Here is a 20,576-nt window from a genome sequence, read left to right as displayed (position 1 = left end):
CGTCACGTCAGTCCGAGTCAGGTGAGCCGGCCCCCGAGGGGACAGTCGGTGAGCGGGTCGCTCCCGGCGGCGGGCATCGCCACGGTGTGCCCCGCCGCGGGACTCCTGCCCTCACCGATCCAGTCCTCCATGGCCGCGAAGGCCGAGCGATGGCACGGCGTCAGCGGACGCAATCGGTCCGGGAACACGTCGTACAGCGAGTCGACGTGCGTGCCGCCCTCGACACGGTAGTAGCGGAACAACCGGTCCCGGCCGGCGTCGCGCACCATCCGCGCATAGACGTCGGACCCCTCACCGATGGGCAGCAGCACGTCCAGCGTGCCGTGCAGCGTGATCAGCGGCTTCCCGATCCGGCCCGTCAGCGCGATACGGTCCACGGCCCTGTGCACCTCGGGGGGCCGCGAGGCGTAGTCGTAGTCCGCGTCGCACGCCGGCGTGCCCGGTGCGCAGAAGGGCGTGCCGGCCTCGGTGGACCCGTCGAATCCCGGGTCGAGTTCCTCGCGGTAGATGCGCTGCGTCAGGTCCCAGTAGTACTGGTGGTGGAACGGCCACAGGAACTCCGAGCCCGCCGGGTACCCGGCCGCGACCATCTCCCGGTGCGCCTGCCCGGCGCCCGCACCGCCGGCCGCGTACACCGGGTAGCCGCGCAGCGCGGGCGGCAGGAACGTCAGCAGGTTCGGTCCCTCGGCGTGCCAGAGCGTGCCCTCCCAGTCCACACCGCCGTCGTACAGCTCCGGATGGTTCTCCAACTGCCAGCGCACCAGATAGCCGCCGTTCGACATGCCGGTGGCCAGGGTGCGCTGCGGTGGCCGGTGGTAGCGCTGGGCGACGACGGCTTTGGCGGCCCGGGTCAGCTGGGTGACCCGCTCGTTCCACTCGGCGATGGCCTCGCCGGGCCGCCTGCCGTCGCGGTGGAAGGCGGCGCCGGTGTTGCCCTTGTCGGTGGCGGCGAACGCGTAGCCACGCGACAGCACCCAGTCCGACACGGCCCGGTCGTTGGCGTACTGCTCACGCACGCCCGGCGAACCGGCGACGACCAGACCGCCGTTCCAGCGGTCGGGCAGCCGGATGACGAACTGGGAGTCGTGCCGCCAGCCGTGATTGGTGTTCGTGGCCGAGTCGTCGGGGAAGTAGCCGTCGATCTGGATGCCGGGGACTCCGCTGGGCGTGGCGAGCCCCGCCGGGGTGAGCCCCGACCAGTCCGCCCGGTCGGTGTGCCCCGACGCGACCGTGCCCGCGGTCGTCAACTCGCCCAGGCAGGAGAGCTCCTGGTGCTCGGCCCCGGGCACCCGCAGTGTCTGCTGCCGCGCGCAGTGCTCCGATTCGCGGGCCTCTGCGGCGGGTACGGCGGTCGGACCGAGCAGCAGCGCGGCCCCGGCGACCGCCCGTACGGCGCGGCTCCCGGCTCCCGGCCGTCTGCGATGTGCGGAAAGGATGCCTGGCGGCAGGGCGAACGGCACGGAACGGCCTCCTGCCGGGACAAGGCGCCCGGCGGAGGAAGTCCCGGACCGGCGGCGCGACGACTGCCGTCACACTAGGAACGCGTCGTGCCCAGGAGAATGGTGACGCCACCCATATCCACGTCCCTCGACGGCGGTTCGCACCCCCTTGCGCTCATCGGCGCGGCCCTGCTAACGCTGCCTCGCCCGCTGTCAGATCAGGACCGTGCCCAGGATCGGTGCGCGTGCCGGGTCCGGCGTACGGGGGGCGAGTCCGCTGGTGTCGCCGTAGCGCTGCGGAGCCTGCTCCGGTGAGTCGTCCGGCGCCGGTCCGAGCGGCGAGTCGGCGCCGGACTCGGGAGCCGGTTCGGACGGGGGCTCCGCGGGTGACGGGTCCTCCGGTGCCGGATCCGACGCGGGCGGCGGCGGCGCCGACGGCGGCTCCTGCGGCGGCGGCTCCGCCGGGGGCTCTGCCGGCTCCGGCGGGGTGGTGGCGCCGTCGGACTTCGAGGGCGAGGGCTCGCGGGACGGGGGTTTCGTCGTCTCGTCCCGGGTGCCCGTGTCGCCGGCCGGGCGCTTGATCCACCCCTTGTCCTCGCGGAGGACGAACTCCTTCACCGGCCGGTCCGCCGGTGCCACGACTACGACGTCGGCCGCGCGGTACCCGGGCCAGGAGTCGCCGGTCGTCCTCGGGGTGCCCTTCTGCGCGACCGGCGGAAGCAGCGGATTGCCGCAGGCGCAGCGAACCCTGGGAACACCCCGGTCGTCGACCAGTACCGCCGTGCCGGCCTGCAGGACGGCCTGATAGGCGGTGGGGCCGCCGTCCTTGAAGCCGTGGTTCGTCACCCGGGTGTCCATCCGCAGCTGCACCGGGGTGAGCGAGCGCAGATAGCCCGCGACACGGGACGGCTCGATCCTCTGGACCTCGGCGACGGCCCGGTTCTTCGCCGGCTCGGCGGCCAGCGCCTTGATCTGCTTCTCCACGTCGCAGCTCGACACGTTGCGGGTTCCGCCGTACAGGCCAGGCGTCGAGCCCTCGACGCTGCGGGTGGCGTTGGGCGGCGTGGTGGATCCGTCCGGCTTCGCCGCGGGCGTCGACGCGGGCGGCGAACTCTCCTTCGCCGTCGACTCCGTGAAGGGGTCGGGCCCGGTGGAGCCGGCGGCCTGGAGGAAGACCTCCCCGCCACCGCCACCGCCGGACGGTGTGCGGGGCACGCCGTCGGGCCGGGTCAGCACGACGACCAGCACCACGGCGGCCACGACCGCGACGGCGACGGCCGCGATCCGCGGCACCGAGCGCCACCAGGGCCGCCGCGGACCTCCGTGCGGACCTCCGTGCGGGCCACCGTCACCGTTACCGCCGTCCGCTCCACCGCCCGGCCCGCCGGGACCGCCCGGACCTCCGCCGGATCCACCGGGCGGGGGCGGCGGCGTCGGACCCTGCTGCGAAGGTCCCGAGAGGGGGCCCGACGGGGGACCCGTCGGTGGGCCGGAGGGCGGGTTCTCGGCACTCACAAGCTCTTCTTCCCTGGTGTAGGAAGACGGCGGGCGGGATGTTCTCGCCCGCTCTGTCACATGATGTTCCCATTGTGTGCCCGCCACCCGCAGGGCCCGCAAGCCGACGCGGTCGGCCCACCCGGGAAGCGCACCGCACCCGCCCTGCATAGCGTGGCGGCGTGAGTCAGCAGGCGTCGAACAAGCCCAGAAACCCCAGCGGCCCCGGCAGACCGAGCGGCACGCCCCGCCCGGCCCACGGCTGGCTCCACGCACTCGCCGCGGTACTCGCCGCACTCGTGGTCATGTCCCTCACCGCCGCCCTCGGGCTGTGGGCCGCCGGTGCCGCGAACCTGCCCGACGGCGGCTTCCTCCCGGTCGTCGCGGCGCTCGTCGTGATGGCGGCCGGCGGCACCGTCGCGATCGCCGGTGACGCCGGTGTGATCGCGGAGACGAGCGCCGGGCTGACCGCGCTGCCCCTCTCCGTGAGCCTCGCCGGAGCTCTCACCGTCGCTGCCGGGTTCCTGCGGCCGCTGCGACACCGAGCCGTCGCCTCGGCACCCGAACTCGCGGGATGGGCCGCCCGGTTGGCCGTGCCGTGGCTGCTCGCCCTCGTCGGCCTCGGCGCTCTCGCACGCCACACCTTCACCATCCCGGTCGAGGACCCCACGGGCGGCTTCCTCGAGGAGTTCCTGGACACGACGCCGCGGGTGGGGTTCCGTACGGACCTCCCGCTCACCCTGCTCCTCGGCCTGCTGTGGCTCGCGGGCGTCCTCACCCTGGCCGTGCTCGTGTCGCGTGGCGCCCCGCTCCCCGGCAGGCTGCTGCGCTTCCAGGAGACGGTGCGCCCGGCGGCCTTCGCGATGGTCACGCTGCTGCTCGCCTACGCGGGGATCGGCGCGGTCGTCGGGATCGTGGTGGCCCTGACGGGGGACAGCACCGCGGACACCTTCGCCGTCGTCCTTCTCGGCCTGCCCAATCTCGTCTGGCTCGCCCTCACGCTCGGCCTGGGCGCGTCCTGGGAGGGCAGGGTGGACGGCCCGTTCGGTCTGCCGATGCCGCAGCTGCTCGACGAGGTGCTCCGCGCCGGCGACACGACAACCGTGGACCTCGGCACACTGGCCGAACGCGACGGCCGCGCCTGGTGGCTGCTGGTGGTCGCCGCGGTGCTCGTGACGGCGGCCGCCTTCCTGACGGCGGTCCGGTCACCGGCCCGGACGCGGCTGTGGCAGCACGCGCTGCACATGGCCGTCGCGCTCGTCCTCACGGTGCTGACCGTGTGCCTGCTCGGACGGCTGTATGCCCACTACGGTCTGTCGCTGCTGGGCATCGGCGACCTCGGCGGCGACCTCGCCGGGGAGGTGGCGCTGCGGCCCCGTCTCTGGCCGGCACTGGGCCTCGCGGCCCTGTGGGGACTGGTCACCGGACCGATCGGCGGGCTGCTGGCATCCAGGGTCCACCGGCGGGGCCGGACGGACCTGCCGGCGCCTCACTGAGGCCGGGCAACGGCCGAGCCGGGAAGGACGGGCAGCGCCCAGCGCGGCGGATCCGGCACGGCGCCGTCCTCACCGGGCACGAACGCGCCGCGGCCGGCCGCCGCGACGCGTTCGCCGTCGGCGGCCCCGCTCCCGCCGGCCGTCACCGCCGCCCGCAGCGCCGCCACGAACTCGCCGCAGGAGTCGTAGCGGTCGTCCGGACCCTTGGCGAGGGCCCTCGACATGACGCCGTCGACGCCCGGTGGCAGATCGGGCCGCAGACCGGTCAGCGGCGGCGCTGGATCGTACTGGTGCGCCCACAGCAGGGCCATGTCGTCGTCCCGCTGGAACGGCGGCGCACCGGCCATCGTCTCGAACACGACGCAGCCGAGGCTGTAGACGTCGCACCGCCCGTCCACCGGCCGCCCGGAGATCTGCTCCGGTGCGACGTAGTCCAGCGTCCCGACGAACTGGCCGACCGTCGTGAATCCGGTGAGCGACAGGGACTTCTTCGTCAGCCCGAAGTCGGTGAGATACGCATGCTCCGGATGATCGCTGTCGGTGCCCTCCGCGACCAGGATGTTGCCCGGCTTCACATCCCTGTGCACCAGGTCGTGCGCGTGCGCGGCGTCGAGGGCGGACGCCACCTGGGCCGCGATGCGCCCCGCCGTCACGGCGGGCAGCGGGCCCTGCCGGTCGAGCAGTACGCGCAGGTCCTGCCCGGCGACGTAGCGCATGGCGATGTACAGCAGCCCGTCCGTCTCGCCCGCCTCGAAGACGGGAACGATGTGCGGATGGTCGATGGAGGCGGCCACGCGCGACTCGTGGGTGAACCGCCTGCGGAAGGTGTCGTTGCGGGCCAGTTCGGGAGCGAGGAGTTTGAGCGCGACGGTCCGGTCCAGGCGCAGATCCCGCGCGCGGTAGACGACCGCCATGCCGCCGCGGCCGATCTCGCGCTCCACCAGGTAGCTCGCCACCTCCCTGCCGATCAGCTCGGAGGGCCCGCCGCCGGGCATACCGGCGGACCCCGCCATCAGCGGTCACCACCGCGGTCGCGCGCCGCTTCCGGCCGTTCCACGGCCCGAGTCGCGTCGGGGCGTTCCTCGTCGGGCCGCGGAGGCGGCTCGAGCAGTCGCGTCGCCTCCTCCTCGTCCTCCGTTGCACGGGGGGACGGCTCCTCGGGCTCCCGCTGACCGGCGCCACCGGTGTTGTGCGGGTCCACGATCCGGGTGGGCTCGTGCCACGGCGTTCCTTCGCCGCCCGGCCCGTCGGAGGAGCGCGTGCCCAGGTCGGGCGACGCGGTCCGCTCCCGGGCGGCGACGACCTGCGTCGGCTCCGGGACCGGGCGTACGGAGTCCGGGGGGACGGTCCGGACCGGGTCCGGCGGGTCCGCGCCCGGCCACTGGGCGGGCCTGGACCCGGAAACACCCGCGTCCCCGGCCGCGGACGCCGGGCGGGACGAGGTCGCGAACGTGTTCAGCCGGAGGCCGTCGCAGTACGCCCAGCGCTCGTGCTCGGCGTCGTACAGCCACATCGACTCACCGTCCACCACCAGCCCCACCCGCAGCCCCCGGGTACGGCCCCGGAAGGTCTCGCCGTCGGACAGGCCGTCCGCCAGATCCTCAACGGCGCGCCGGTAGCCCGCGAGCGTCTCGCCCACCCTGGCCAGCAGGGGCCGGGGGTCCGCGGTTCGGGCCACGGGCCCGCCGACCGCCGGCGGGTCCTGCGGCACCGGGACCAGCAGGCGCCCGTCGACCCACGCCGACCAGCTGTTGGCGCACACGATGCGCCCCCAGTCGCCCCGCCGCTCGGCGAGCTGGACGGGGAGCAGAGGATCGAGCGGTGCCGTCGGCCGGGACACGTCGGGCGTCTCCCAGGCGGGCATTCCCGACTGCGGTACGACATGCGTGGCGCGAAACTCCCAGGTGGTCATGGCGGCCCGGCCTACTTCCGCATGACGGCGGGCTCGTGCCGGCGCAGCAGCCGGGTGATCAGGATCCCGAAGAGCGCGGAGAGGACCAGCAGCATCCCCAGGTCGAGCAGCCACACGCCCGCCGAGTGCTCGAAGAGCGGGTCGGCCGTCAGGTCGCCCGGCACGATGCGGCCGAGGCCGATCGTGCCCGCCATCGCGGCGAGCGCCCACCTCGAGGGGATCAGCCACGCCGGCTGCTCGACGACCGCGACGCCGTCCAGCCGGAGCAGCGCGCCGCAGAACACGACCTGCACGATCGCGAGGAGCACCAGCAGCGGCATGGTGACCTCTTCCTTGCGCACCAGCGCGGAGATCACCAGACCGAGCATCATCGCGGTGAACGACAGCAGCGCGACGGCCAGGGTGATCTCGACGAGCGGCGGCAGCAGCACGCCCTCGCCGCCGGGTGCGTTGAGGCCGACTCCGGCCAGGGCGACCAGGGTCAGCACGACGGCCTGCAGCACCGTGATCGTCCCCAGGACCACGACCTTGGACATCAGGTAAGCGGATCTGGACAGGCCGACCGCCCGTTCCCGCTGGTACACGGCCCGTTCCTTGACCAGTTCGCGTACGGCGTTGGCCGCGCCGGTCAGCACGCCGCCGACGCACAGGATGAGCAGCGCGTTCATGGCCGTCTCGCGGTCCAGCCGGCCGCCTGCCAGCGCGCGGGCCATCGCTCCCATCACGAACGGCAGGCCGATCATGATGACGAGGAACGTGCGGTCCGCGCTCAGGGCGGCCGTGTAGCGCCGCACCAGCGTCCGCACCTGCGCACCCCAGGTCTGCGTCTTGGGCGGCGGCGGTACCGGCCCGGCCGCCGGACGCCGTGGGACGCGCGGCTGGGCCGTGGAGCCCACGATGTACTGCCGGCGGAACCGCGACTCGCGGTACGTCCCCGCCCAGTCCCGGTCGCGGTCGCTCTCGAAGGCCTCGAACGCCTCCGGCCACTGGGAGAACCCGAAGAAGCCGAGGGCGTCCTCGGGTGGCCCGTAGTAGGCGATCCTGCCGCCCGGCGCGAGGACCAGCAGCCGGTCGCAGACGTCGAGGCTGAGCACGCTGTGGGTGACGACGACGACCGTGCGCCCGTCGTCGGCCAGACCGCGCAGCATGTGCATGACCGAGCGGTCCATACCGGGGTCGAGGCCGGACGTCGGCTCGTCGAGGAAGAGCAGGGACGGTTTGGTCAGCAGCTCCAGGGCCACGCTGACCCGCTTGCGCTGGCCGCCGGAGAGACTGTGGATCGGTTGGTCCGCCCGCTGCCCGAGGCCCAGTTCGCCGATCACCTCCGCCACCCGAGCCTCCCGCTCCGACCGCCTGGTGTCCTGGGGGAAACGCAGCTCCGCCGCATAGGCGAGGGCGCGGCGGACCGTCAGCTGCGCGTGCAGGATGTCGTCCTGCGGCACCAGCCCGATGCGCCGGCGCAGCTCGGCGTAGTCGCGGTACAGATCCCGCCCGTCGTACAGGACGGTGCCCTGCTCTGCGGGGCGCAGCCCGGTGAGGGCGTTCAGCAGCGTGGACTTTCCCGCGCCGCTCGGGCCGATCACGGCGAGCAGGCACTTCTCGCCGACCGGGAACGACACATGGTCCAGCAGGGTCCTGCGGCCCCGGTCCACGGTGACCGCCAGGTCCTGCACGTCGAGGGAGACCTCGCCGGTGTCGACGAACTCCTGGAGTTCGTCGCCGACGAGGACGAAGGCGGAGTGTCCGATGCCGACGATGTCGCCGGGCAGCACCGCGGCCCTGTCGACGGGCAGTCCGTTGAGGTACGTGCCGTTGTGGCTGCCGAGGTCGACGATCTCGTACGCGGCCTCGGCGGGGGAGCGCAGCTCCGCGTGGTGGCGGGAGACGACCAGGTCGTCGACCACCAGATCGTTGTCGGCGCTCCTGCCGATGCGCACGGTGCGGGTCGGCAGCGGCCGCACACTGGTCGGCCTGCGGAAGGTGCCGGTCGCGGCGGGCATGGAGACGGCGGACGGTCGCGCCGGGGAGGACGGCGGCGTCGCGGAGGACGGGGCGGGAGCCTGCGCCGTGGACGGCCGGGCGGCGGACGACGGCGTGGCGGGCGGCGCGGCACGGTCGACCAGGACGGCCCGCGGGCCGTCGGCCGCGTGCCCGAAGCGGATGACGCTGCCGGGGCCGACCTCCCGCTCGTGGACGCGACGGCCCTCGGTGTACGTGCCGTTGGTGCTGTCCTCGTCGGCCAGTGTCCAGTGGCCGTCGACGGTGTGGAGCAGCGCGTGGTGCCAGGACACGCGCGCGTCGTCGATGACGATGTCGCTCAGGGGGTCACGCCCGACGTGATACGCCCGGTTCGGGTCCATCACCGTGGAGCCGTTGTCGGTCTCCACGACGAGTGCGGGCGCGGTCGGCGTACCAGGCCGCTCTGCCATGTTCGAATTCTAGCGATATGTCCGTTGTCGCGCCGTGTGTTGCGGTGGGACGGGAGCCGGTGCACTCTGTTGATTACCCAGAAGCGACACGGGCTCACTCTTCGTACTCGGGGGCCGCATACGAATGACGGGCCGTCGCGGTGAGGAGCCACGGTCATGCACGTCCCCGACGCCTGCCGGTACAGAATCGAAGTGCCGGCCTCCCCTGAGCGCATCCCTCAGATCAGGCGCATCCTCGCGGCCCATCTGAAGCACTGGGGCCTCGATGCCCATGTCGTACCCGTATGCAGTGCCGTCGACGAGCTCGTCGGCAATGTCGTCAAGCACGTCGGCGGCGACAAGACGTGTGCGGTGGAGCTTCGTTGGACGGGTCGCAATCTCAACGCGTCCGTCTCCGACCGCGACCGCACCCTGCCGAGGCTGCACACTTCCACTCCTGTCAGGGGCGGGCTCGCCAGGGTCGCGATGCTCAGCGACAGCTGGGGCACCTGCGCCACGGACCAGGGCAAGGTGATCTGGTTCAGCCGGCGCGTGAAGGAGCCGCAGCGGGTGCTGTCCGGCCCGCACGTGCCCCAGCCGCCGGTCGGGGAGTTCAGACCGCTTCCGCTGGAGCCGGTCCCCGCCGGCACGTTCGAGGCGCCGGCCCTTCCTCTGCACGCCGTGCGCTGACACGAACCGCCGGCGTCGTCCGGCCTGTGTCCGCCCTGGGGCTGCCTCGCGCGCGACAACCGCGTATCCGGCAGGGCCCCCGCCCGAGCAGGCGTGCCCGGGCGGGGGCCGCCGCCGTTCACGCCGCCCTTCTGTCCTCCCGCTCGGCGGGACGCAGTGTCGCGAGCAGCCGGAAGAAGTCCGCCTCGTTGCCCGCGAGTCCGATCGCGCGCAGGGCGTCGTCCGCCTCCGCCATCGGTACGGCCAGCAATGGAACGGCGAGCGGCGCCTGCTGCGGATCGGCGAGCACGGCCCTGGTGGTCTGCAGAAGTCGTACGTACGCCTGCGCGGCGGCGAGCTCGGGATCGTTCATCTCACGCTTCCCCTCGTGAAGGTGTCGGACCGTCAAGCATTGCCGACACCACTGACAACGGCGAAGGCCGGCGGCCCGCCCAGGGGTGGCGGGACCGCCGGCCGCAGGCCGTGGGGGAAGGTCCTAGATGATGCTCACGCCGTACGCGCTGAGGGCCTCGGTGACGGGCTGGAAGAACGTGGTGCCGCCCGAGGAGCAGTTGCCGCTGCCGCCGGAGGTCAGGCCGAGGGCCGTGCTGCCCGCGAACATCGCGCCGCCGCTGTCGCCGGGCTCGGCGCAGACGGTGGTCTGGATCAGGCCGTAGACGACGTCGCCGCCACCGTAGTTGACGGTCGCGTTGAGGCCGGTGACGCGTCCGCTGTGCAGACCGGTGGTGCTGCCGCTGCGCTGGACGGTCTGGCCGACGTAGGCGTTGCCGGCGCCGGTGATGTCGCGGTAGCTGCCGTTGTAGAGGTAGACCCGGCCGTCCGCCGCGGAGGAGCTGGAGTGGCGGATGATGCCGTAGTCGTTGTTCGGGAAGCTGGAGCCGGCCGTGCTGCCGAGCACGGTCGTCCTCCCGGAGTTCGTGTACCAGGTGCTGGCGCCCTCGGTGCAGTGGCCGGCCGTCAGGGCGTAGGCGGCGCCGCTGCCGCTGCGGACGTTGAAGCCGAGCGAGCAGCGGCCGCTGCCCGAGTAGATGGCCTGGCCGCCCGCGATGAGCTTGTTGAACGTGCCAGGAGTGCGCTTGATCTCGAGGGCGCCGGCGCGGTCGCCCGCGGCCTTCTTGATCTTCGCGATCTCGGCCGCGGAGACGGTGGAGTCGGCCGTGACGACGAGCTTGCCGCTCTTGGCGTCGGTGTACCAGGCGGTGCCGGGCACGTCGGCGCCGAGCACGGCGCCGCTGGCCTGGGCGAGCTGGGCGGTGGTGGCCCGCGCGGAGTCGGCCGGCTCGGCGACCGCGGACGGGACTGCAAGCGCGGAGGCGGCCACGAGTGCGGAAGCGACGGCGATCAGCCGCGCACCTCTCGAGAGGCTGCCGAGGGGGGACATGCGCTTGATGTTCACTACATCCTCCGGTGGGGGAAGTGGGGGTCCCGCTGGGTGGGCGGGTCCTTCGTGCGCCGGCTGCCGGTTCCTGACGAGAGGTTTGAGGTCATGAGCCTGACAACCGTCGCGGAACGAATCCTGGGCTCCCGGCACCCGTGCGACAAGATCGCCTTTCGGCCGCGCTGACGTGCGTCCGCCGACCGTGCCGCCACGGTGGAGCCGGCGGCCCTCCGCCGGGCCTTCCGCCCGGCTCCCGGCCGCCCCCGTACCGGCACGGCGGGCGGCCGCCGCCGGCGTGAGAGCAAAGGGTGCGGACCGTTTGCTGACAAAGAGTCAGGTGTTGCGTCCCCGCGGTGGGACGCGGCCGGGCATGGGAGCGCTCCCCGTCATCAACCGGAATGGCATACGCCGTTTCGGCTGCTCAGCGAGCACCGGGAGGCGGGCGTCCCGGAACACCGGGCCGGGCGGCCGTGGCGCATTTGCCTCGTGCAAGATTTCGAGCCCGGCGGAACGCGTTGCAGTGGCGCCCGCACATCCGGGACGCGGGCCGCCCGGATCCCGGAGCGGCGATGAGCGCCGTGCCGGCCGTCCCCCGTGCCCCGCCCGCGGCCGGCCGGGCCGACGGCACCCGCGGCGTGCCGGCCGCATCCGTCACTCCCTTATGCCTCAATCGCTCCTGTTCGCCCAGCGCCCTCCGGTGTCCGGATCCCGACCGTCGTACCGTGAGTGCATGTGCTGGAGCGCGACGGCCGACCTGGCGGCGGGCACGGGCATCGCCACCGTCGGCACAGCCTGTCTGGCCGTCGCCGTGCACCGCCGCCGGCCCCGCGACCTGCTCCTCGCCGCGCTGCCGCTGCTGCTCGGCGTCCACCAAATCGTCGAGGCGGCGGTGTGGCGCTCCGGCGGAGGCACCGGGGCCGCCACCACTGCCTGGGCCCTCATCGCCCTGCCGGTGCTCGCCGTATGGGTCCCCGCGGGAGTGCTGCTCGCCGCGCCGCCGACGGCACGCGGAAGGCTGCTCGCTCCGGCGGCCGTCGGCGCGGCGACCGCCGCCGCACTCGCCGTGCGACTCGGCACCGGCACCGTGACCGCCGAGGTTCGCAGGCACACGGTCGGCTACGTCATCGACCTCCCGTACGCCCCGTTGCTGGTCGGGGCGTACCTCGTCGCCACCGTCGGCTCCCTGCTGCTCGCCGGGGACCGGGTGCTGCGGATCCTCGGCGCACTCGTGGCGGCCGGGGCGGTGGTGTGCCTGCTGCTGTGGCGAACGGCGTTCGTGTCCACCTGGTGCGCGGTCGCGGCGGTCGCCTCCGTCGTCGTGCTCGCCTGGGTCGCGCGCGGCCCGGTCGCGCAGCGCCCGCCCCCGTCGTACGCCCGCCCGTAGGCCCGCCGCCCGCCCGAACGGGCTGCTGCGGGATGTTCCCGGCGGCGGCCGCTGGGTACCCGACGGCTCGAGCCGCACCGCCGCCGCGCCCGCTCCGCAGCGGGGCATCCGGACCCGGTCCGGTCGCACCCGAAGGGCACGCGGGTCAGGCTGTACAAGGCGCCGTGCGCCACGCGCCGGCGCACGGCGGCGCCGTCGGGAACGGCACGAGGACCGGGAGACGGGCGACACGCTCCGAGAGGCGGGAACAACGGTGAACAGTGCACAGGAAGCGACAGCCGTCGCGGTGACGCTCAGCGGCTGCTCGAGGGAGGACGCCGACGCGGTCTTCCGCACGCTGACCAGGTCGTTCGAATCGGACCGCGCGGCGGGTGACTCACCCCAGTACGTGTCCGAGGGCCACATGACCGTGTGGGCCGCGACCTTCGACGTGTCAAAGCCGCACGAGGACGCGGAGCCCGTGCGGCTCGCGGCACCCGTGACGGCGGAGCTCCAGGGCGGCTACTGGGCGGTGGACCGGATGCAGGCGACGCTGGCCGCGGCCTTCGAACTGGAGGAGGAGGGCATGGCCGCAGGAGACCAGGAGAAGGACGTCCAACTGCGGCTCAGCAGCGGCGTCCACCAGGAGGAGACCTGACAGCGGGCAGTCGGCGCACCACCGGAACCACCGCGAACGCCCAGGAGGACCGTACATGCCCATCGCCACCGTCAACCCCGCGACCGGCGAGACGCTCGAGACCTTCGACGCGCTGGACGCCGAGGAGATCGACCGTCGGCTCGACCTCGCCCGGTCCGCCTTCCTCAGGCACCGCGCCACGCCCTTCGGCGAGCGGGCGGCCCTGCTGAACCGGGCCGCGGACCTGCTGGACGCCGACCAGCAGGACATCGCACGGGTGATGACCACCGAGATGGGCAAGCCCATCGGGGCCGCCCGCGCGGAGGCCGCCAAGTGTGCCAAGGCCATGCGCTGGTACGCGGCGCGTGCCGAGGAACTGCTCGCGGACGAGGAACCGGCGGCCGCCGACGTGGAGGACTCCGGAGCCGTACGGGCCACGGTCCGCTACCGGCCGCTCGGTGTCGTCCTCGCGGTCATGCCGTGGAACTTCCCGCTCTGGCAGGTCGTGCGCTTCGCCGCACCGGCGCTGATGGCGGGCAACGTGGGACTGCTCAAGCACGCGTCCAACGTGCCGAGGACCGCGCTGTACCTGGAGGAACTGTTCGGGCGTGCCGGGTTCGCACAGGGGTGCTTCCAGACGCTGCTCGTCGGCTCCGACGCGATCGAGTCCGTGCTGCGGGACCCCAGGGTGGCGGCCGCGACCCTGACCGGCAGCGAGGGAGCGGGCCGCTCGGTCGCCGCTGTCGCCGGCGACGAGGTCAAGAAGACGGTGCTGGAACTCGGCGGCAGCGACGCGTACATCGTCATGCCGTCCGCGGACCTCGACGGCGCGGTGAGTACGGCGGTGACCGCCCGGGTCCAGAACAACGGCCAGTCCTGCATCGCCGCCAAGCGGTTCGTCGTGCACACGGACGTCCACGACGACTTCTGCGACCGCTTCACCGCCGCCATGAAGGACCTCGAGGTGGGTGACCCGATGGACGAGTCCACCGACGTCGGCCCCCTGGCGAGCGAACGCGGCCGGGCCGACCTCGAGGAGCTCGTCGACGACGCGGTGAGCCGCGGCGCGACGGCACGCTGCGGGGGCCGCCGCCCGGCACACCTCGACCGCGGCTGGTACTACGAGCCGACCGTCCTGACCGGTGTCCATGACGGGATGCGCATCCACCGCGAGGAGGCGTTCGGTCCGGTGGCGTCCGTCTACCGGGTGTCCGGCGCGGAAGAGGCCGTCAGCGTCGCCAACGACAGCCCCTTCGGTCTCAGCTCCAACGCCTGGACCCGTGACGAGACGGAGGTGGAGCTCTTCTCCAGGGACATCGAGGCGGGCGGCGTGTTCTTCAACGGGATGACCGCGTCGCACCCGGCGCTGCCGTTCGGCGGCGTCAAACGGTCCGGCTACGGACGCGAGTTGTCGGGGCACGGCATCCGGGAGTTCTGCAACATCACCACCCTCTGGCACGGCGCGGAGACGGAGAAGTAGACCATGGTGCGGTTCGGATACACGATGATGACCGAGCAGGCCGGGCCGCGTGACCTGGTGGGCCACGTGGTCGCCGCCGAGCAGGCCGGATTCGACTTCTCCGTCGTCTCGGACCACTACTTCCCCTGGCTGGCCTCCCAGGGGCACGCCCCGTACGCGTGGAGCGTCCTCGGAGCCGCGGCCCAGGCCACCTCCCGGATCCCACTGATGACGTACGTGACCTGTCCGACCATCCGCTACCACCCCGCGGTCGTCGCCCAGAAGGCCGCCACCGTGCAGCTGCTGTCGCAGGGGCGCTTCCGCCTCGGCCTCGGCTCCGGCGAGAACCTCAACGAGCACGTGGTCGGCGCGGACTGGCCCGCCGCACATGTGCGCATCGAGATGCTGGAAGAGGCGGCCGGCATCATCCGCAGGCTCCTGGACGGCGAGCACGTGACCCACCACGGCCCGCACTTCGACGTCGTCGACGCAAGACTCTGGGACGTGCCCGGGGAACGGGTGCCGATCGGAGTGGCCGTGTCGGGCGACAAGGCGTGCGCGGTCGCCGGGCGGACGGCCGACCTGGTCATCGCCACCGAACCGAAACGGGAACTCCTCGACGCCTTCGACCGGTTCGGCGGTGCGGGGAAACCGCGCGTCGGGCAGCTGCCCGTCTGCTACGACACCGACCGCGACGCCGCCGTGAAACGGGCGCACGACCAGTTCCGCTGGGCCGTCGGCGGGTGGCGGGTCAACGCGGAGCTCCCCGGCCCGAAGTCCTTCGAGCAGGCCACCGGGCTCGTCACGCCGGACGACGTGGCGGACGCGATCCCGTGCGGCGACGACACCGGCGTCTTCGTCGACGCGGTGCGCGCCTACGTGGACGCGGGCTTCACGGAGGTCGCCCTCGTCCAGATCGGCGGCGACCGGCAGGAGCCGTTCCTCCGATGGGCGCAGAGCACGCTGCTGCCCGCCCTGCGGGAACTGTGAGGCGAAGCGATGGGCAGCAGCGCGCTCGTCGTCATCGACATGATCAACACATACGAGCACGCCGACGCCGACCTGCTGCTGCCGTCGGTCACCCGGGCCGTGCCCCGCGTCGTCCGGCTGCTCCGACGCGCGCGCGAGCGTGAGGTGCCGGTCGTCTACGTCAACGACAACTTCGGCGAATGGCGGTCCCACCACGGGGAGATCCTGCGGACCGCGCTGGCCGGCGACCACGCCGACCTCGTCGAGCCCCTGCAGCCCGACACCGACTCCCTGTTCGTCGTCAAGGCCCGGCACTCGATCTTCTTCGAGACGCCGCTGGCCTATCTGCTCGACCAGCTGGACGTCCGGCGCGTCGTGCTGTGCGGTCAGGTCACCGAGCAGTGCATCCTGTATTCCGCTCTCGACGCCCACATCCGTCATCTCGACGTGAGCGTGCCGCGGGATGCCGTCGCCCACATCCACGCCGACCTCGCCGACGCCGCGCTGCGGATGATGGAGCGCAACATGGGGGCCGAGATCGTCACCGTGGACACCGTCCGTTTCTGACCGGCCGTACGGCAGCACCCGGCGCCGCCCGCGTGCGGGGCCGGGCGGCTCCCGTGTGCTGGACACGGGAGCCGCCCGGCGGTGCCGCGGGTCCACCGGTCAGACGTTGGGGACCTTGAGCTTGTCCCAGCTCGTCTTTCCCGGAATCCCGTCCGCGTCGCTGCCCGAGTAGCCGAGCTTGCGCTGCCACGCGGCGTACGACTTGCGGTCGGCCTCCGACCAGTTGGGGCCGGGCCCCACCTCGTAGCGGCTGCAGCCCACGGCGACCAGGCGCTTGCCCATCGCCGTGATGATGGCGCTGCGCCTGCCCACCTGGAAGAACGCCGCGCCGGGGAACGGCTCGTACGTCGGGGCGGGAGGCGTGGTCGGGCCGGACGGCTTGCCGCCGAGCCGTTCCCTGATGCGGCCGCGCATCGAGTCCATGGTGAAGCCGCGCGGGTCGACCTTTCCCGGCTGCCACTCCTTGTGCCCGATCACCGAGCGGTCCGTCCACCCGTGGGCACGGCAGATCGCGGCCGCCGCCTTCTCGACGGCCTCCAGCTGCGCCGCCGGCCACGGGTCCTTGCCGTCGCCGAGGTTGACGCACTCGAAGCCGTAGAAGTGGCGGTTGCCGTCGGTGTTGGCCTCGTTGTCGGCGGGCAGCGCCGACTCGTTGACCACGGCGCGCAGGACGTCGTCGTCGCCGAGGCCGGCGTGGTTGGCCCGGCCGTTGCCGACGAGGTACACCGTCCCGTCCTTGGCGATGACTCCGTGGCACAGCGGCCCCGGCAGGCTGGAATGGCCGTTGTAGCAGAGCTCCACCGAACTGGAGGTCCCCGACGTCACGGTGTGATGGATCATCACACCGTTCACCGGCCCCCACGGGCCCTTGTGGTTGCGGTTGTGCGTGCGCCAGCTACGGTGCTCGACGACACGCAGTCCTTCATTGCGCAGGGCTCTGAGCAGTTTGTCGGCGGACAGCGGCGTTGCCATCGTGGTGCTCCTTCCGGGAGACCCTCAGTTGTCGGTCCGTCCCTGATCGTTTTGCCCGGTTGTGGGCCCCGTCGAACCGCCCGCCGCCGTGCGCTCCGCGGCGAGGGCCTCTTCCTCCGCGTCCGCCTCCGCCTCCAGCGCCTCTGCGTCGGCGGCGGGGATCGGTGCGGCCAACGGGCCGAACACCAGCCGGAGATCGGCGACGGAACCCTCGCCGAGCACCCACGCCAGCGGTGCGTGATGCACGCGCACGCCGTGCGGGGAACGCAGCAGCGGACGCCGAGCGGCGTCCGACGGCCACTCGACACCGCCGGTCGCCGTGCGGGCGGGCACCGTCCAGAAGTCACCGGAGCGGTACGTCCTGCCCGCCTCGAAGTACACGAACACCCCGTCCTCGAGAGGCAGCCAGGCGCCTTCCTCGATCCGCAGCGCACCGCCCCGCGACTTCGCCGCGGCCCCCCTGGAACGGCCGGAGCCCGCCGGGCGGGACCCGGGACGGTGGTCCCAGCGCCGCAGATACGGGTTGAGCTCGGGGCGCCTGCCCACGGACGGGTCGGGCTCGCCGGACAACCGCACCCGCCGGCCCGGCAGGTCCAGCTCCTCCACCCGCAGCAGCGGCAGCGGTTCACGGCGGCTGGTGTATGCCGTGTCGACGAACTCGACCCAGTCGCCCACGTTCAGGTCCAGCTTGTCGTCACTGCCCAGTGAGGCCAGCTCGACCCAGGTGCCGTCCAGTCCGTCGACCGCGAAGGTCACCGACCCGTTCTCCCGCGACCACTTGAACGTCGCCTCACCCGCGGGACCGCCGTCGTGGATCTCCACCCGGTACAGCTGGTTCTCAGGTCCACGGTACCGGGCGTCCGGCTTCACCAGGCACGGGTCCTCGTCCGCCCGGTCCGGGCGGTCGCTGCGCGCCGCCATCCGGGCCGTCGGGGCCTGCCCCGCCTCCCACTTGGCGAACGCCTCACGGACCTGGTCCTTGGTCGCCCCGTCCTCGAGCTCCAGCTCCGAACCGGGAACCGGGGACACCTGCCACACCACCTTCCGCCGGGCGGCCGTGTCCGGCATCGCGGAACCGAGCGCCACCTCGCGCAGCGACGGGTCCTCCGCCGCGGTGACCGTCCGCTCCCACACCTTGAGGCAGGCGAGATAGGGGAATCGCGTCGGCAGCCGGTCGCCCGGCCGCTCCGGGTCGCGGTGCCCGTCGGGCTGTTCCCAGTACGTCCAGGTGGCCGGCGGGGCCGGGGACTGTGCCGGTGCGTCCTCTGCCGCGTCGTCGTCCGGAACCGGCACACCGGGTGCGGGCCGGGTGGCGTCGACGAGGATGCCGTCCACGTAGTACCGGCCGCCGCCGATGGACAGGTCGTCGAGTTCCCGGCTGCCGCCGAGGAAACGCACCTCGAAGCCGGCGGCGCCGCGCGGGCCGCCGTGCGTGCCGATCAGATCGGACAAGGCGGTGCGGGCCTGGTGCAGTTGGATGGCCGTCTGCTCGTTGGCGTCGGCGTCCAGCTGGACGCGGCCCTGCTGAGCGACCACCGCCGAGTAGTGCCGCTCCGGCCGGAAGGTGTCACGGGAGATGTCTGCGTGCATGGGTCGGTGTCCCCCTCGGGAAGTTCGGAAGAAGTCGTCTCAGGTGACGGGGATGATCCCGGCGTCCGTACCGGCCGGGGTGTACTCGGCGAGCCGGGCCCGCAGGCTGTCCTCGCGCTGCGGTTCGTACAGGTCGTGGAAGACACCCATCTCCGAGCCGTCGTCGGCGCCCCTGCGGATCCCGGGCGGGCACGCGTCGGACAGCCGCCCGTAGGCGGGGGTGCCGTACCGCTCGCTGGTGAACAGCGGCCGCAGCGGCTCGCCGCCCGCGAGGTCCGGCAGGCACCGGTGCCTGCGCGGGGTGCGGGAGCCGGGCGGCACGTACGAGTACCGCAGGCAGCCGACACCGCGCCGGGCCACCCGCATCTGCCCGGTGAAGATGCTGTTCTCGCCGATCTCGACGGCGTGGGTGTGCACTTCGCCGATCACGGTCGTGCGGTGGGCGTGCAGGACGGCGTGCGCCAGACGGCAGTCCGGCGCGGACAGCGCCTCGCGGTCGTGGCCGGTGGCGTCGAGGATGCTGTCCCGGATGTGGATGGGCAGCGGATCGTGGTTCACCTCGTCACCGATCACCTCGATCGTCCCGAGGACGCTGTGCTCGATCTGCACACACGCCGTCGTCCGGTCCAGCACCAGACTTGGCTCCTCCGGCGAGTGCGGATCGCACTCCGGCTCCAGCGACCAGCCGGGCACCAGCGTGCAGTGCCGCAGCACCACCGCGCCGACCGGGCCGCACACGTTCAGCCCGCGCCCGGTGATCAGCAGTCCGTCGAGCACGATCCGCGGGGCGTCACGGCCTGGCGAACAGTCTTCCTGCGCACGGATGTTGAGCGCGTCGGGACGGTTGCTGTACCAGTCGAGCAGCCGGATCACCGGCCGGCAGCCCTCCGCCGCCCGCAGCTCGAGCCGGTCACCGCGCTCCAGATCGAAGTCCAACTGCTCCTGGTAGGCACCGCTGTGCGTGATCTCGATGACGCCCTCGGGCCCGCAGCGGCCCGCACGCCGGTCGCCGCGCCACTCCTCGTACGCGTCCATGATCTTCTGGTGGGAGCCGCCGGGTCCCACCCGGTAGACCTTCGCCGCCGGCGAGGTGTCCCGCTCGCGGGGGTACTCGCCGCCGCCCATGTCGTCACCGGACGCGTAGTGGTAGGTCACCCACACGCCCTGCCGGGGTGCCGAACGCGACCCGAACGCGATCCGGCCCAGCACCGGGTCGACCGCGACCTGACCGCGCCGGGGCCGGTACCGCCACTGCGAGAGGTCCGCGACGACGATGTCCGACATCGGCACCGGCTCGTCCTGGCCGTCCCGCCAGATCGTGAAGCTCTTGCCCGGCCCGTAGTAGTCCGCGAGCCGGTCGGCGAGCTGCCGGCGCCGGATGCCGGCGGGCACGTTGTCGATCGTCGCGATGTGCGTCGTGGACGGCTCCGGCACCGGCTTGGTCACCAGCGGGCTGTCATTGCCGAGGATCGAGAACGTGTACAGGCTGCGCGCGCGGTCGATGCAGTACGCGGGGGCCCGCGTGACGTGGTACGGCTTCAGCCGCCACACGAACAGCCCCACCCCCGCCGGCGAGTACCCGCCCGCGCGGCGCGACGAACCGGCCCTGCGCACGTCCACCGAACGCGCCACTGTCCCGAACGGGCCTCCCGCCAGGTCGAGTTCGGCACCCTCGCGGACATCGGCCAGCCGGCCGCGTCCCACCCGTCGTACATCGGCGGACGCCGCCGACGACCCGTACAGCTTCACCGGCTGGTGGTGCGAGACCAGGCGGGAGAACTCGACCGCGCGCGCCGGCCACCCGCCGATCTCCTGCGCCAGCTCCTCCAGCAGATGCAGCGTCCCTTTGCGCCTGCGGTTGGCGACCGTCCGCGCGACGTCCCGGCGCGGCGCGAGCGCCTCGGCGAGCCGGGCGCGCGACGCGTCGCCGCCCTCGTCGCCGATCCCGTCCGTCCGTACCCTCTCGTAGCCCGGCAGCGGCCGGTAGCCCACCAGGTCGCCGAGATACGGCAGCACCCAGGGCGCGGCCGTCTCCACGAACAGGTCCTCGTAGCCCTGCTCCACCCCGTCGCGCACCAGGTCGACCTGTTCGGCGATCACTGCGAGCAGCGCGCGCAGGGGCTCCCCGGCCTCGGCGTCCCGGAGCCGGTGCCACTGGGGGAGCAGCTCCGCGAGCCCGTCCGGTTCCCTGCTCATGCGGTG

Annotated in this window: 17 protein-coding genes; 7 read left to right on the top strand and 10 right to left on the bottom strand. The window is 73.0% G+C overall.

Annotation, left to right across the window (positions count from 1 at the left end):
• Positions 1–17: 17 nt before the first annotated feature.
• The gene (locus tag ACFYV1_RS24945; RefSeq protein ID WP_389397790.1) at positions 18–1,460 is read right to left on the bottom strand and encodes a tannase/feruloyl esterase family alpha/beta hydrolase; all 1,443 of its coding nucleotides are present in this window, start codon (positions 1,458–1,460) and stop codon (positions 18–20) included.
• A 192-nt stretch (positions 1,461–1,652) separates the two neighbouring features.
• On the bottom strand, positions 1,653–2,954 hold the full coding sequence (locus tag ACFYV1_RS24940; protein WP_389397789.1) for a DUF6777 domain-containing protein: 1,302 nt from the start codon (positions 2,952–2,954) through the stop codon (positions 1,653–1,655).
• A 161-nt stretch (positions 2,955–3,115) separates the two neighbouring features.
• On the opposite strand from ACFYV1_RS24940, the gene ACFYV1_RS24935 reads away from it, so the two are divergent.
• Positions 3,116–4,429 (top strand): streptophobe family protein, encoded by a 1,314-nt coding sequence (locus ACFYV1_RS24935; protein WP_389397788.1) that lies wholly within the window; start codon positions 3,116–3,118, stop codon positions 4,427–4,429.
• Here the strand turns inward: ACFYV1_RS24935 and ACFYV1_RS24930 are convergent.
• From ACFYV1_RS24930 to ACFYV1_RS24920, 3 genes are read right to left on the bottom strand one after another with little or no spacing between them, the layout of a single operon-like run.
• Positions 4,423–5,442: a serine/threonine-protein kinase gene (locus ACFYV1_RS24930; protein WP_389397787.1), complete on the bottom strand. Its 1,020-nt coding sequence runs from the start codon at positions 5,440–5,442 to the stop codon at positions 4,423–4,425. The two genes, ACFYV1_RS24935 and ACFYV1_RS24930, sit on opposite strands and share 7 nt — an antisense overlap.
• Positions 5,442–6,341: a hypothetical protein gene (locus ACFYV1_RS24925; protein ID WP_389397786.1), complete on the bottom strand. Its 900-nt coding sequence runs from the start codon at positions 6,339–6,341 to the stop codon at positions 5,442–5,444. The genes ACFYV1_RS24930 and ACFYV1_RS24925 overlap by 1 nt, the downstream gene beginning before the upstream one ends.
• Before the next feature lie 11 nt (positions 6,342–6,352).
• Positions 6,353–8,770, bottom strand: a complete 2,418-nt coding sequence (locus tag ACFYV1_RS24920) for an FHA domain-containing protein (protein ID WP_389397785.1) — start codon at positions 8,768–8,770, stop codon at positions 6,353–6,355.
• Positions 8,771–8,926: 156 nt separating this feature from the next.
• Here ACFYV1_RS24920 and ACFYV1_RS24915 point away from each other — a divergent pair, with 156 nt between their 5' ends.
• Complete coding sequence (locus ACFYV1_RS24915; protein ID WP_389397784.1) at positions 8,927–9,439, top strand: ATP-binding protein; 513 nt, start codon at positions 8,927–8,929, stop codon at positions 9,437–9,439.
• A 118-nt stretch (positions 9,440–9,557) separates the two neighbouring features.
• Here the strand turns inward: ACFYV1_RS24915 and ACFYV1_RS24910 are convergent, their stop codons facing one another.
• Positions 9,558–9,791 carry a hypothetical protein gene (locus ACFYV1_RS24910; protein WP_389397783.1) on the bottom strand — a complete coding sequence of 78 codons (234 nt, stop codon included), beginning with the start codon at positions 9,789–9,791 and terminating at the stop codon, positions 9,558–9,560.
• A gap of 123 nt (positions 9,792–9,914) precedes the next feature.
• Positions 9,915–10,835 carry a S1 family peptidase gene (locus ACFYV1_RS24905; protein ID WP_389397781.1) on the bottom strand — a complete coding sequence of 307 codons (921 nt, stop codon included), beginning with the start codon at positions 10,833–10,835 and terminating at the stop codon, positions 9,915–9,917.
• 712 nt (positions 10,836–11,547) lie between these two features.
• On the opposite strand from ACFYV1_RS24905, the gene ACFYV1_RS24900 reads away from it, so the two are divergent.
• From ACFYV1_RS24900 to ACFYV1_RS24880, 5 genes are all read left to right on the top strand, one after another.
• Positions 11,548–12,201, top strand: coding sequence for a DUF6629 family protein (locus ACFYV1_RS24900; RefSeq protein ID WP_389397780.1), 654 nt, complete (start codon positions 11,548–11,550; stop codon positions 12,199–12,201).
• Positions 12,202–12,454: 253 nt separating this feature from the next.
• Positions 12,455–12,838 (top strand): hypothetical protein, encoded by a 384-nt coding sequence (locus tag ACFYV1_RS24895; protein WP_389397779.1) that lies wholly within the window; start codon positions 12,455–12,457, stop codon positions 12,836–12,838.
• Positions 12,839–12,893: 55 nt separating this feature from the next.
• Positions 12,894–14,297, top strand: coding sequence for an NADP-dependent succinic semialdehyde dehydrogenase (locus ACFYV1_RS24890; RefSeq protein WP_389397777.1), 1,404 nt, complete (start codon positions 12,894–12,896; stop codon positions 14,295–14,297).
• 3 nt (positions 14,298–14,300) lie between these two features.
• Entirely contained in the window at positions 14,301–15,266 is a 966-nt protein-coding gene (locus ACFYV1_RS24885; RefSeq protein ID WP_389397776.1) for an LLM class F420-dependent oxidoreductase, read from the top strand.
• 9 nt (positions 15,267–15,275) lie between these two features.
• Complete coding sequence (locus ACFYV1_RS24880) at positions 15,276–15,812, top strand: cysteine hydrolase family protein (protein WP_389397775.1); 537 nt, start codon at positions 15,276–15,278, stop codon at positions 15,810–15,812.
• A gap of 99 nt (positions 15,813–15,911) precedes the next feature.
• Here ACFYV1_RS24880 and ACFYV1_RS24875 read toward each other — a convergent pair whose 3' ends face one another.
• From ACFYV1_RS24875 to ACFYV1_RS24865, 3 genes are read right to left on the bottom strand one after another with little or no spacing between them, the layout of a single operon-like run.
• Positions 15,912–16,784, bottom strand: a complete 873-nt coding sequence (locus ACFYV1_RS24875; protein ID WP_389397774.1) for a peptidoglycan-binding protein — start codon at positions 16,782–16,784, stop codon at positions 15,912–15,914.
• A gap of 24 nt (positions 16,785–16,808) precedes the next feature.
• Positions 16,809–18,374, bottom strand: coding sequence for a DUF6519 domain-containing protein (locus tag ACFYV1_RS24870; protein ID WP_389397773.1), 1,566 nt, complete (start codon positions 18,372–18,374; stop codon positions 16,809–16,811).
• Positions 18,375–18,413: 39 nt separating this feature from the next.
• Positions 18,414–20,570 (bottom strand): hypothetical protein, encoded by a 2,157-nt coding sequence (locus tag ACFYV1_RS24865; protein WP_389397772.1) that lies wholly within the window; start codon positions 20,568–20,570, stop codon positions 18,414–18,416.
• Positions 20,571–20,576 lie beyond the last annotated feature (6 nt).

This window comes from Streptomyces sp. NPDC003023 (assembly GCF_042888225.1).
Classification (GTDB): domain Bacteria; phylum Actinomycetota; class Actinomycetes; order Streptomycetales; family Streptomycetaceae; genus Streptomyces.
The sequence above is the reverse complement of the archived record's forward strand: the minus strand, read 5'-3'. Positions and strand labels throughout refer to the sequence as shown.